Here is a 13154-nt window from a genome sequence, read left to right as displayed (position 1 = left end):
GAGATTATACAATTTTGTGCGCTGCCTTTGCTAAAGAAACTGTGCCTACGCTTTATTACTGTATCTAGCTAGATGTAAGTGAATTGCCGCGAGCAAGCCTAGCATACTTGCTCGCAATGACAATGTTGCTTAGATTCTAAAGAAACATCGCTTATTCGCGGATTTGCAAAGCAAAATGAGAATCTAAAAAGCTAAAAGCTATAACGCCCCTGCACAAATAGCGTGCGACCCACTCCGATCAAAAATCCATAGCCCGCAATAGGATCAGATCTATCACTATTGTAATAGCTGTAATAAAAGGTGTTAAACACATTACGCATCCCAGCACTTAAAGAGAAGCCTCCATATTTTGCCTCCACGCCCAAATCACTTAGAGAATATGCGGGGATTTTTGTGCCGACAATGTCTTTTTGCGTGCCAAAAAAGCTGTGCTGGGTCCATAGATTCCAGTGCCGTCCTAGAGCGAGACTCGCGCCTAAAGTAATCTTGTAGTTGCTCGTATAGGGGATAGTGCGGTTTGTCTTGCTACCATTATCTTCTAAAATCCTTGCATCAATATAAGTGAAACTCTCGCTAAAGTGGAGTCGATCGTTGAAGAAAAACTGCTGGGAGAAAACCTCTAGTCCAGCACGCTGTGTGAAATCGTAGTTGTTGTAGCTTACGCCCCCTAGGGAGTGGGCATTGCCTATGGTGTAGAATTCATTGGTAGTTAAGGTGTAAAACGCGCTGAGAGATAGGCTCAAAAAGTCGCCAAAAAAGTCCTTAATCCCCGCTTCTATGGTGTGATGTTCTTCTTTTTTCAAGTTGGTAGTAGTGTAGCTACGACCATTACGCTTTAGCAAAGAGTTTGGACTTGGAGAGAAAAAGCCCTTTTCATACTTCACATACACTGCGCCAGAGTCGCTATACGCATAGCTTGGTGTAAGCGTATAAGCGTAGTTGTGTAGCGAGCTATTAAGGCTACCTTTAGCAGTAGAGACGATCGTCATAGGACGCCCCATGGGGGGGGGGGGAAGAAATATTCATATTTATTTTAGAGTCATAATTGACATCAATGTCATAGTAAGCCCACTCATAGCGCGCTCCACTGGTGAGTGAAAACCGCTTGGTAATATCATATTTTTCTAGTATAAAAGCCGCATTACTCTACTTGCTCCCTTGAAATGGGATGTTCATCGTGTGGTCATACTTGGTAACTGTCATTGGTTGCATTTGCACTGAACCTTCCCATAAAATATGCTGATTCATCGTTCTATCTCCGCGATTGTAGATAGACTCTAGCCCTGCTATGAAGCGTCCATTTGTGTGGTTTAGGTTGTATTTGGTAATCACGCCTGCTTTTTTGTCATCAAAGAATGAATTGTTTTGATTCGCGCTTACATTGTCAAGAGAAGCTCTCCCATAAGAAAAGCTTGCGATATTAGTGATTGAATCCACATAATCAATGCGATTTAGGTGGAAAAATGTGCGCACATCAAGTTTGGATTTTTGAGTGAGATTTGCCACTAGCCCTAGGCTTGCATCAAGCCTATGCTGGATGTTGTGCAAGCTACCATAGCCAGCCTTGGTGCGGTCATCTCTGCTAGGATTTGGTGTGATTTGGAAAGAATTATTCGGGCTTGTTTTGATACTCCCGGCAAAGTAATCTAGGCTGAAATCTAGGCTCGCCTTATCGCTAAAATCTATGGCAAGAGAGCCATTTGCCTGCGCACCTTGGGTAAGATCACCAGCTCTTGGTCCGCCTCTATGGATATAGGCTGCGCCTAAAGAGACATAGATGGGAGTGCGTGTATCGCTTCTAAACTTTGTGCCAAGCTTTACATCAGCATTGATATTGTTACCTGTGCTAGCGATAATGTTGCTATAACTTACTCCAGCGGATAAAAATAGGCTTTGATAGCGTTGTTGCGTGGTGATACTCACCACCCCGCCACGCGTGCCATTGCCATATATCACCGCTCCACCGCCGGGTAGAATCTCTATGGTTTCTATAGAGTAAGGGGAAAGTGTGTTAATGGGCGTAACACCGTGACTAGAATCTAGCATATTTGATGGCACACCATTGACTAGCACTTGGACAGAAGTATTAGCGCGCGTACCTTGAGCGCGTAGATCGATATTGCTCCCTAGCCCTGTGTCATTAAGCCAGACAAAGGGCATATATTGGAATATATTAGTGCTAGATGTGTAGCCTTTATCGATGATTTGGGATTTATCTAGGGTGTAGGTATTGCGGTTTAGGCTATCAAGCTGGGCATTTTTCCTAGCAAATGCGCTAACTTGATTGAGCATGTAAGAATCTAAAGCTTGCGTGGAGTTTGTAGCTTCGTTTGCTTCTTGGGTATTTTGGCTAGATCCTAGTGGTGGCGGTTGGGCTGTGTATGTGGTGTTAGCATCTAGACTTTGAGCTAGGTATAGTAGAATCGCACTGAGTGAGAGAGTAAGGTTTGGTTTCATCTGTAGATCCTTATTAGATGATTACGAGTGTTTATTAAATAGTAATAGTTCCTAATTTTATCTTAAATATTTATAAAAAATAAATATCATTCTCATTTATATAAAATTATCCGTGTAGCCACTGCAGCTACACCATTATCTCCTGATATGAACACGGGCTAGATTCTAGAATCTAGCCCGTGTTGGCTCTACTCTATCAATGCACAGCCCCTAGAATCTAGTGCCATCTTAAGCTAGGCTTTGCTATACTTCGCTTTAGATTCTAGTGTAGTGGTGTGGGAGCGGTATGTTTTTTTTCTCCATAGAGTTTGGACTGATTTTTGCTACATTTTTTGTCGCATATTGGTGCTTGCATAAGCACCTAGAGTGGCAAAATACTCTGTTGCTCATCTTCAATTATGCGATTTTATGGTGGTTTGGGAGCTTTTATTTCGCGCTGGTGCTAGGGCTTTACACGCTTTTTATTTTTGGAGCTAGCTTTATGATAGCTAGCAGTGAGAGCAGTGGCAGAGCGGGGCTACTAACTGCTATTGCGCTGGTGTTATGTAATCTTAGTTTTTTTAAGTATTTTGCCAGTTTTAAAGATGGCTTTGAAAATCTCTTGCGTTTTTTTGGGCTAGATTTTATCGATATGGATATTTTGCTACCTTTGGGGCTTAGCTTTTATAGCTTTGCTTCTATCACCTATCTTGTGGCAATCTATCAGGCGAAGCACGCGCCAAGTGATTATGTCTATATCATTAATCCCAAACTAGAGTCCCTGCCTAATCTTGCTATTTATCTCTCATTTTTTCCCACTATCATTGCTGGACCCATTATGCGGAGTGATTTTTTCTTCTCTCAGCTAAAGTCTTTGCGATTGTGGCAGAGCAAGAGTGCGAATCTCATCATCACGCTTTTGCTCTTTGGGATTGTGAAAAAGGTCTTAATCGCCACTTATGTACAAGAATACACAGAGTCCATCTTGCGCAACCCACTTAACTACAATGTTCTAGAGTTGCTTCTTGGGATCTTTGGTTATAGTGTGCAGATTTATTGCGATTTTAGTGGGTATGTCAATCTTGTGTGTGCATTTGCGCTAATGCTAGGCTTTAGCCTCCCACCAAACTTCAATATGCCATATATGGCGCGCAATCTTAAGGATTTTTGGGAGCGGTGGCATATAAGCTTATCGACCTTTATCCGTGATTTTGTCTATATCCCACTAGGTGGTTCTAGGCACGGATTTTGGCGCGCGCAGCTTGCTGTGATGGTGGCATTTGTCTTATCCGGTATTTGGCATGGCAATACCATCAATTTCCTTATCTGGGGGGTGCTACACGGGCTAGGGCTAGTGTGGCTCAATAGCTTGCGAGCTTTGGGGCTTGGATTTGGCAGTGGCGCGCTTGCGAGCTTTGTGGCAAGATTTTGCACCTTTTGCTTTGTAACATTTGCGTGGGTGTTTTTCTGCTACAAGGACTTTGGTGATTCTATGGCGTTTTTGGGAGCGTTTGTGGAGAATTTCTCCCAGCCTATCCACTTGCGTGAGATGGTGCTTCTAGCAGTGGGTTTTGTGCTTTTTGCTCTCTATCCGTTGTGTGAGAGTCTTTTGCGACGATGTGTTTTTTATCTCTACAAAATCCCAAATATCTTAAAGCCTATTATGCTGGGGATTGTGTTTGTGGTGGTCTTTTGCCTAATGCCTGATGGGATTCCAAACTTTATTTACGCGGGGTTTTGATGCGTATTTATGAGTTTTTTTTAACGCTGGTGCTAGGTTTTGTGTTTGTGCTTGCAGTGATGAATAAAAGCGTGCTTTCTTATATCGAGCAAAAATACCACACCACGCCCTTTGACCCTAGATCGCCTGTGCTTTACGCGCTAGCGACTCCAGCGCGTGTGCTAGATTCTATACGCGCGCGGCTTTTCCCATCTAAAGAAGAGCTAGCACTAAGCGTGCAAGATTTTAGCCTTGAGTTAGAAGAGATAGAGCAAGAGCCAGAGACAGCACAGCAAGAGCAGGTGATCTACCCGATTATCACACAAGAGGGGCGTATTATCCTAGAGCCAGAATCTACCTTTTTGTTTATCGGGGACTCTTTGATGCAAGGGGTTGGTATGACGCTTGGCAGGGAGCTTAAAAAGCGCGGATTTAGCGTGATTGATATAGCTAAGCAAAGCACAGGGCTTACTTATGTGGATTTTTTTGATTGGAATAAGACGCTTAAAGATGCCTTTGCTAAAAATCCACATATTAAGGTCGTGGTGATTATGGTGGGCGCAAATGATCCCTACAATATGCCTAAGATCAAGTACGCTAGCCATGAGTGGGTGGAGATTTATAGCGCGCGCATTAGGGAGATTTTAGAAACTGCAAATGCGCATAATGCCATTGTTGTGTGGTATGAAGCTCCCATTGTCAAAAAGCTTAGCCTTAATGCCAAGCTAGAGTTTTTAAACACTCTGTATGCTAGAGAAGTAGCGAGCTATAAGGCAGTATTTTTGCCATCAAATACCACTCTAGCACCTGAGGGAGTATATACCGCCTATGGCAAAACGCAAGCTGGCACGAGTGTGAAGCTCCGTGCAAATGATGGAATCCACTTTAGCGGAGAAGGGTCTAGGGCTTTAGGGAGACTACTGCTAGAGCGACTAGAAGTGATAGAGAGGGAGGAGGATGCGGATTTGGGTGGGCGGTTTGACAAGATTGAAAATTTTATGAAAGGCACGGATAGGGATTCTGCTAGCTTGCCCCAATTTTTGCAAAACCCCCACAACTTCACCGCAAATCCTAGAATCCTTGAAGAAGAAAGTCAAGCTGAGCTGGATTTTAGCCACGCACTGCCTAGCGTGCAAGCTGAATTGCAAGAAGCTCCAATTCTGCCATTTTATAGCAATGATGACTAAGCTCCTACTCTTTTGCACACTTTGTGCGTTTATCATCACTCCTAGCTTTATCGCCCTAGCCAATACACAAAGCTTAGAAACCCAAGCCAAGCCAAAATCCACTCAAGCCAAAGTCGCGCAGGCAAAGCCCACCCCCGCTAAATCCAAGCCACAAGCCAAAGGGTCTAAAAAAAAGCCATCAAAGCCCTTACCCAAGCTCCCAGTCCAAAGTGTGCTAGACTCTATGGCAAAAAAGGGCAAGCTTACTAACTTTGGCGAAGAGAATTTCCCATATCTAGCTTATAAGCTTGTGGAAGAGGCACAGGCACGCACTAAGGATTTGGGGCTAAGAATCGTGGTATTTGGTGATTCTCATATCGCAGGGGACTTTATCCCGCGCGTGTTACGCGAGCGGTTTATGAGAGTGGATTCTATCGGCTTTGCTTATCCCATTTTCCCAGCATTTCACCAAAATCTTCTTACGCACTACCAGCATAAAAGCTTTGAGATCATCAACTCGCGCAAGGATAATGCAACTAGCTATCCACTAGGCGGGATTATCGCGCGAGCTAAAGTAGAGGGTGCATTTATCAAACTTTCGCTCAACTTTTCTAAAGACAATCAAGACTTCAGCACGCGCTTTGTGTTTAAAGCCCCTAGCACTTTGGGGGCATTTGTCATTAAAGATTCCAGTGGCAAATCCAAGCGGCTTGGGGCGAAAAAGGCGGATAAATGGCACATTAGCGAGCCTATGTCACTGCGCTTCCCCATTCGCATAGAATCCTTACTGCCTAATGCAATGCTAGGAGGCTATATCATTAGCAAGCAAAATGACAGCTATGTGATAAATCTTGGCATAAATGGCGCGCGCAGTGATATATATCTCAAATGGGAGCAGGAGCTCTGGCAAGAGGAGCTAGGCAGACTTGATCTTGATCTAATCATATTATCCTATGGCTCAAATGACGCGATTTCTAGCACCATTAACACCAAGCTTTATAAGCAAAACTTCGCTGAGCTTATTCGCACCCTGCGCAAGGTCCAGCCAAAAGCGAGTATCCTTCTACTAGGCGCGCCACAAGTGCGTATCAAGCAAAAAAATGGCACTTATACCCAAAGCAAAAGCTATGAAAGCGTGCGCCAAGCTACAAGAGAGCTGGCTAAAGATGAGAGCACGCTGTATTTTGATATGCAAGAACTAATTGATGAGAGCGGCGGGAAGCAAAAGTGGATCACGCAGGCTCTCTCCAAGCCTGATGTGCATTTAACGCCTTATGGCTACAAGCTTGTAGCAGAGTCGCTTGCCTTGTATTTAAGAGATCTAGCGCAAAAGCACACCAAACATCCTAGCAAAAAGTCAAAGCCCATCAAAGAAGAGCTAGAATCTAAAAAAGATAGTCCCAAAGCCCCTAAGGACTCTGCCACACAAGAGCAAAGCTCTGCAAACAAGTCTCAAAGCCCAGAGTTTAGCCCCCTACCTATGCCAGCAGAGTCTAGCGCACCAGAAGAGATATGGCAGGATTTGGAGCTTAAAAATTTCTAAGAGCTAGAAGTTTGTCAGTAAAATCTGCTATAATCTGCGCTTTTATCGGTCCTAAGGCTTGATATGTAAAGGAGAGAGTATGCAAGAGCTACCAGCACAAAACGGGGGGGGGGGGGGCAACTACTCACTAAGATAGAAGAAGAAAGTCAAGCCTCCTACTCATCATTACAAGACGCTGCGCCAGCAGTGGCGTGGCAATCCATAAGCTCAAACCCAGAATCTAACAAGCTAGATTCTAGCTCTGCGTTTTCATCCATCTCCATTATCATTCCCTGCTTTAATGAAAAATCCACGATTGCAGATATTTTACAAGCTGTGCAAAGCGTGAAAATCCCCTATCATAAAGAAATTATCATTATTGATGATTGCAGTAGCGATGGCACAAGGGAGATTCTAGCCACACTTCAGCCTAGCCAAGAAAACTGCTCTTTACACATTCTCTATCATAAGAAAAATCAAGGCAAAGGTGCAGCACTTCGCACAGGCATAGCAAAGGCGAGTGGGGATATTGTGCTTATCCAAGATGCGGATTTAGAATACGACCCAAATGAGTATCCAAAGCTTCTAGCTCCATTTGAAAAGGGTGTGGCTGATGTGGTGTTTGGCTCAAGGTTTGTGAGTGGAGAATCCCACCGAGTACTTTACTTTTGGCATAGAATGGCTAATGGGTTTTTGACACTGCTTTCAAATATGATGACAAATCTAAATCTGACTGATATGGAGACTTGCTACAAGGTTTTTAAGCGTGAAATTATACAAGCTATCACTATAGAAGAAAATCGCTTTGGCTTTGAGCCTGAAATCACGGCAAAAATCGCCAAAATAAAGGGCATTAGAATCTATGAGGTGGGTATAAGCTACTATGGCAGGACTTATGAAGAGGGTAAAAAAATAGGGCTAAAAGATGGCTTCCGCGCGTTATGGGCGATTTGCAAATATCGCTTCAAGTATTAGGCATACATAACATTACAAAGGCATAGCGATGATAGAAAAGCTTTTACATATTAGCGTGATAAATGGCAGTATAGCCTTGGTGCTTTGTGTGTGGATTTTAGCGGTGTATGGCTATGGGATGTGGTTTTTAAAGCTAGTGCGCAAGCGGTATTTGATCTTTGGGAGCTTGCTTGGCGACTCACTAGCTCTTGCAAGCTTACTGGCATTTATAGCTGGGGGCTTTGCGCTTATGTTTTTTGTCTCGGTGTGGCATTTGTTTTTTCCGCTATGGGGGTGGGTGAGCGTGGTGGTAGCTCTGCTTGGGCTTATACTCTTTGGTTTTGAACTTAGGGCATTTGTGGCAGGATTTGGGTATAAGCAAGTAGCCTTTAGTGCTGTGCTTGCGTTGCTTGTATTGCTACCTTTAAGCACGCTTAGTGATTCTGTGGGCGATAGTGTGAATTACCATATACAAATTGTCTCGTGGATACAAGAGTCTCCGCTAGTCTTTGGGCTAGGTAATGTCCATACACGCTTGGGATACAATGGCTTGATTTATGGCTTCTATGCGCTTACTGATGTCTCACAGATTATTCCGCACTTGCGTAGCTTCGTGGGTAATGAAGTGATGTATTTTAGTCTCCTTTTTAGCGCGTTTTGGGCTTTTATGCGCTTACTGCAAAACCGCACGACTAGATTCTATGAGCTTTTTATCATCTGCGCGCTTATGCCATTTCCGTTTATTTTGAAATGGGGTGAGTTTATGGGGCTGTATGTGGAGGGAGTGGGGGCAGTGTTTGGAGTAGCAATCTTTGCGACTCTCTTGTATATAATGGATTTGGCTTCGGGTAGTCAAGGGCGCGTAGGCTTTGGGGCTAAAAATGGCGATTACTGCGGCGAGTCTGCAGTTACGCACGCCCAAGTGTGCGCCTTTGACTCACCTTGCAAAGCCCCATTTTTATCACCCAAATCCCACCGCGAGCAAGTTGCACTAAAAAACACACAAAGCTCCGATTCTAGCTCATCGTCATTGCGAGACACTGCGTCAGCAGCGTCGTGGCAAATGCATAACACAAAAGCGGATTCTAGAGCAAATGCGGTGGATTCTGTGGATTACCACATGGATAAGAATGCTTACAATGACAAAGAGACTATCCCACTATTTTATCTACTCTTTCTCTTTGCTCTCTTTGCCACAATGGTAAAAATTGCCAACTTCGCCCTAATCCTAGCCGTAGCCCTATGCTTTGTGCTTGTGTATAAAAGACAGATTCTATCTAAATCTTTCGCCCTTGGGCTTTTGGGCTTAAGTGGCTTTAGCACACTTCTTGTGCTACCTTGGGTGCTTAAAGGGCTAGCTACTTCAGGTATGATCGCTTATCCTGCAAGCATTGGCTATATCCAAAGCTTACCTTGGGCAGTGAGTGAGCAAATGCGACAAAATGAAGTGTGCTGGATTATGAGCTGGGCGCGTGCACCGCTTAAAAACTGCCACGAAGTGCTAGCAGACTCTGCGTGGATGGTGGAGTGGTTTAGTATGAAGACGCGCTACTTTAGCTACTTCAAATATTTTGTTTATAGCTTTTTTATCAGCTCTAGCTTCGCGCTTTTGGCTAGACTCTCCACACGCAGGCGCGTGAGTGGCTTTGGCTTGGTGTTTGTGTGTATTGTTATAGGGGTGTTGTATTGGTTTTTTGCTGGACCTGACCCACGCTTTGGTATGGTGTATTTGATCCCTTTGCTTAGCGTTTTGTTTGCCTATGTGTTAAGTCAAGCATATAGGGCTGGCTCTTTGTGGCTGGCACTTGGCTTTGTGCTAGCGTGTGTGCCGATGTTTATGAATGGTAGGCAGATGTTTGTGATCGTGTGGGGGGTGTTACTTGTAGGGCTTATGTGGCAAAAGCTTAGTGCAAGGTGGCTTGTGGGGGGCTTTATGCTTTTTAGCCTAATTAGTGTCCCCAACCTCTATCGCCACGATAAATGGGGGATACTTGAGTATCCTAAAGTGCGTGAAGTGTATGTGCAAGAGAAAGTGAGTGATCTAGGCGTGCTAGAGTATGTGCGCTTTGATATGCCAAATGAAAATGCACGAGCGATTTTATATGAAGCGCGCCCGATGACGCCGTATTTCAACCAAAATTTAGGTAAAGGAGAGTTCTTAGGGCGAGAGATGTTCTACACGCAAGAACCACAGCCCTAGCCAAAGCCACAAAGGAGAGTCAATGCAAGGGAAGATGCAATGAAAGAAGCCCTACTAGAATCCACCCTACGCAAAATGCGCTTAAATCGCGTCCTACCTAGCATACAAGCTTTTAGCAATCCTAGAGTGCTTGATATTGGTTGTGGATGGGAGGCGAGATTACTGCAAGAAATTGAGCCATATATCGCTAGAGGCGTTGGCATTGATTTCAAAGCCCCTGCAATAAACACAGATAAGATTCAAACTTTTACATATTATTTTGAATCTAAAGATTGTATAGATTCTAACGGGGGGGGGGGGGAAATGATATTTCCCCAAGATTCAAAATGCTTTCTCCCATTTGAAAATGAAAGTTTTGAGGTGGTAACAATGTTAGCCGTTTTAGAGCATCTAAACTATCCACTAGAAATGCTTAAGCAAATCGCGCGTGTGCTAAAGCCAAATGGTATTTTGCTTCTCACTGCGCCTAGTCATTTCGCTAAACCTGTGCTAGAGTTTCTAGCCTTTAGACTAAAGATTGTAAGTGAAGCAGAGATTAGAGATCATAAACGCTATTACAATAAGTGCGATTTAAGCGAGCTAGTCTCTTCTATCCCAGAGCTTACGCTCATTAAACATAAATACTTCCAGCTAGGTATGAACAACTTCGCCATTATCCAAAAGCGTGCCTAGATCTCGGTGTGCTTGCTGGAATCTAAGCGTGAGTATGTAGGATAATCTACTCAATTTAGTTTATAAGGAGATTTTATGAAGTATATTGACAAACGGGGGGGGCAACTAAGTAAGAATTCGGTTTTAGGTAATCATTGCACTAATTTTACAAATGTTGAGAGAGATGCAAATCTCAAGTCTAGCTCTTCTTCAACATTTGTAAAAAACAGCGCAAGTAATACTGCAAAACAAGCGAAGCGCAGTTTCTTTAGACATCCTAGAATCCTAGAAGAAAAACATCAAGCCACGCTAGAATCTAGTGATAACGCAAACAAGCTAGATTCTAGTAGGCTCTACACTCTTGTCTTCTTTTTCACGCTTTTTGGCGTGTTTTTACTATTCTTTGGCTATGCCTATCCTACTATACCTTTTTGGGGTGATGATTGGCAATATCTTAGCACCTATGGCACGATGAAGCCCGGTAGCAACGGCTGGATACCTGCGCGCATCTTGCCTCAGCTTTTGCACACGGCTCTTGGTGTGGCTTGTGCGTATGTGGCTATGCCTTTAAGCGGGCTAGACTTTGTTGAAGCGATGGTCTATACCAGCGCATTTGTGCTAAGTGCTTCTACGCTGGCTTTGTGCTATACGCTCTATAGGCTCTTGCTTACTATTACGAGGCGGCAGATTCTAGCTCTTTTTGCTACAAGTAGCTTTGTCATCATCGGCTTTAGCGCGAGTAAGGCTACTTCTATGCCACTATTTTTGCCAGCGGATTTGCAAGCAGAGGGTGTGGGCTATACGCTTACTCTCACAGCATTCTACATTATCCCAAATCTCTTAAATCTAGCACTTCTTACCCTACTTATGCGCTATCAATTTACACAGATTCTACATCCAAGCAAGCAGTATGCACAATTTTACAAGAGCTTTGATCCTACTACTCACGCACTTATAGGCGCAGGAGGGGTGGCACTCTATCTTAGTCAATTTTCTATGACAAGCTCCGCGCTTATTCTCTCTACTTATTGTGGTGCGGCACTGCTTGTGCGTGTGGTGGGATTTGCGCGTGGAGGCAGTGGGGTAACTAGGCTTATGCAGAGTTTTGGTCCATATGAGGTGCTACTTGTTGCTTGTGTTATGCTCTTTATGGTCGCGCTTATCTATGATCTAGGGGGTGGGCGTGGCAAGGCTTGCGGGGGGTTTGACTTCTTCTTTGGGCTTAAGTATAGCTTAGATAGTGTGAGGACTTTGCGCTCTCTCTTTCGCATAGGGCTTATCGTACTGCTTGGTATTATGCTCTATCTTTGGATTACGCATAAGCCCTTGCGCACGCTACTTGCTACGCATTTTATCTGGCTAGCGACTTTGGGGCTTGGGTATATGGTGATCGTCTCTTCGTGTGGGGCGAAGTATTATCTAATGAGCGGGTTGCTGCTAAGTATGGGGCTGATCGCGTGTGTGTGGCTAGGAATCGCTCTAGCATATATCCCTAAGCTTATCGCCCCTGCAGTCTTTGCTGTGGTGTTTGGGCTTTTGCACCCATTTCAGGGCTATGCGGAGCGACCTAGGGACTCGTATCTTGTGCATAAATCTTATGCGGACTCGTGGGTGGCGCAGGTTAGAGAGGCAGAGTCTAGCGGACTAGAATCTGTAACTATCTTTGTGCCAAAGGAGCTACCACACTGGCAGTGGGAGGGGTGGTTTTTCCCTTGGTTTGCGCACACGCTTAGGCAGTTTGGGATTATACGGCGGGAGATGAAGGTGGAGTTTAAGCCTATCGAGTAGAATCTAGGCTTTCATTAATCGCGCTATTTGCCATTGCCAAACTTGCTTGCAAGGCGTGGCAGTCTATACTGGATTTACTTTGTTTTATATGGATTACCAAAAAACTTCGCTTGTTTTCTAAAGAAACATCGCTTTGCTCGTTTTCTAAAGAAACCTGCTTCGGCTACGCCTTGCACCGCTTCGCTTGTTTTCTAAAGAAACATCGGCTATCGCCGAGCGGTATCCCTTGTTTTCTAAAGAAACATCGCTTCGCTCGTTTTCTAAATAATCTACGCTTTTTTGCCGTTGTCGGCTCGCGATGATATTGGGTATAATCTCGTTAGATTCTAGGAGTGCATTGGTATGGGGCATATTGCTAGCTTTGTGAAGTATATCATCGTGGGTGGGAGTGCCGCACTTATCAATTGGGCAGTTTTTTATTTGGGTTTGCAAGCTGGACTACAATACCTACTCTCTGGGGTGCTAAGCTTTGTCATAGCGACTTTGTGGAACTTCATCTTCGCTAGGATTTTCATCTTCACATCGCGCAAGCATTCCTTGCTCAAAGAGGGCGCGCTGGTGTATTTGGTGAGCCTTGGGGGGCTTGTGATTGATATGGGAGTGCTCTATGCATGCGTGGAGTTGCTGGGCACTTCTGCTATGGTGGGCAAGATCATCGCCACAGGCGTGGCATTTGTGTTTAACTTCCTAGCGCGCTATCTTGGAGTGTATCGGTAG

At 44.3% G+C, this 13154-nt stretch carries 11 protein-coding genes; 8 read left to right on the top strand and 3 right to left on the bottom strand.

Annotated elements, in window-relative coordinates:
- Positions 1 to 191: 191 nt before the first annotated feature.
- Together IKB69_RS05635 and IKB69_RS05630 are read right to left on the bottom strand one after the other, a co-directional pair.
- Positions 192 to 989: a TonB-dependent receptor gene (locus tag IKB69_RS05635; protein WP_290947093.1), complete on the bottom strand. Its 798-nt coding sequence runs from the start codon at positions 987 to 989 to the stop codon at positions 192 to 194.
- Positions 990 to 1146: 157 nt separating this feature from the next.
- Positions 1147 to 2457 carry a TonB-dependent receptor plug domain-containing protein gene (locus IKB69_RS05630; RefSeq protein ID WP_290947091.1) on the bottom strand — a complete coding sequence of 437 codons (1311 nt, stop codon included), beginning with the start codon at positions 2455 to 2457 and terminating at the stop codon, positions 1147 to 1149.
- Positions 2458 to 2743: 286 nt separating this feature from the next.
- On the opposite strand from IKB69_RS05630, the gene IKB69_RS05625 reads away from it, so the two are divergent.
- The 7 genes from IKB69_RS05625 to IKB69_RS05595 all read left to right on the top strand — a co-directional run bounded on the left by IKB69_RS05625 (position 2744) and on the right by IKB69_RS05595 (position 12437).
- Positions 2744 to 4177 (top strand): MBOAT family O-acyltransferase, encoded by a 1434-nt coding sequence (locus tag IKB69_RS05625; protein WP_290947088.1) that lies wholly within the window; start codon positions 2744 to 2746, stop codon positions 4175 to 4177.
- The gene (locus tag IKB69_RS05620) at positions 4177 to 5343 is read left to right on the top strand and encodes a GDSL-type esterase/lipase family protein (protein ID WP_290947086.1); all 1167 of its coding nucleotides are present in this window, start codon (positions 4177 to 4179) and stop codon (positions 5341 to 5343) included. The genes IKB69_RS05625 and IKB69_RS05620 overlap by 1 nt, the downstream gene beginning before the upstream one ends.
- Entirely contained in the window at positions 5333 to 6865 is a 1533-nt protein-coding gene (locus IKB69_RS05615; RefSeq protein WP_290947083.1) for a GDSL-type esterase/lipase family protein, read from the top strand. Before IKB69_RS05620 ends, IKB69_RS05615 begins: the two co-directional genes overlap by 11 nt.
- Before the next feature lie 186 nt (positions 6866 to 7051).
- Positions 7052 to 7819, top strand: coding sequence for a glycosyltransferase family 2 protein (locus tag IKB69_RS05610; RefSeq protein WP_290947080.1), 768 nt, complete (start codon positions 7052 to 7054; stop codon positions 7817 to 7819).
- A 28-nt stretch (positions 7820 to 7847) separates the two neighbouring features.
- Positions 7848 to 9998: a hypothetical protein gene (locus IKB69_RS05605; protein ID WP_290947077.1), complete on the top strand. Its 2151-nt coding sequence runs from the start codon at positions 7848 to 7850 to the stop codon at positions 9996 to 9998.
- Positions 9999 to 10037: 39 nt separating this feature from the next.
- Positions 10038 to 10670: a class I SAM-dependent methyltransferase gene (locus tag IKB69_RS05600; RefSeq protein WP_290947074.1), complete on the top strand. Its 633-nt coding sequence runs from the start codon at positions 10038 to 10040 to the stop codon at positions 10668 to 10670.
- A 75-nt stretch (positions 10671 to 10745) separates the two neighbouring features.
- Positions 10746 to 12437 (top strand): hypothetical protein, encoded by a 1692-nt coding sequence (locus IKB69_RS05595; RefSeq protein WP_290947070.1) that lies wholly within the window; start codon positions 10746 to 10748, stop codon positions 12435 to 12437.
- 144 nt (positions 12438 to 12581) lie between these two features.
- On the opposite strand, the gene IKB69_RS05590 is transcribed toward IKB69_RS05595, so the two are convergent.
- Positions 12582 to 12788, bottom strand: coding sequence for a hypothetical protein (locus IKB69_RS05590; protein ID WP_290947067.1), 207 nt, complete (start codon positions 12786 to 12788; stop codon positions 12582 to 12584).
- Between IKB69_RS05590 and IKB69_RS05585 the strand changes: the two genes are divergently transcribed.
- Positions 12780 to 13154: a GtrA family protein gene (locus IKB69_RS05585; RefSeq protein ID WP_290947065.1), complete on the top strand. Its 375-nt coding sequence runs from the start codon at positions 12780 to 12782 to the stop codon at positions 13152 to 13154. The two genes, IKB69_RS05590 and IKB69_RS05585, sit on opposite strands and share 9 nt — an antisense overlap.

This window comes from Helicobacter sp., from assembly GCF_017502485.1.
Lineage (GTDB): Bacteria > Campylobacterota > Campylobacteria > Campylobacterales > Helicobacteraceae > Helicobacter_B.
The sequence above is the reverse complement of the archived record's forward strand: the minus strand, read 5'-3'. Positions and strand labels throughout refer to the sequence as shown.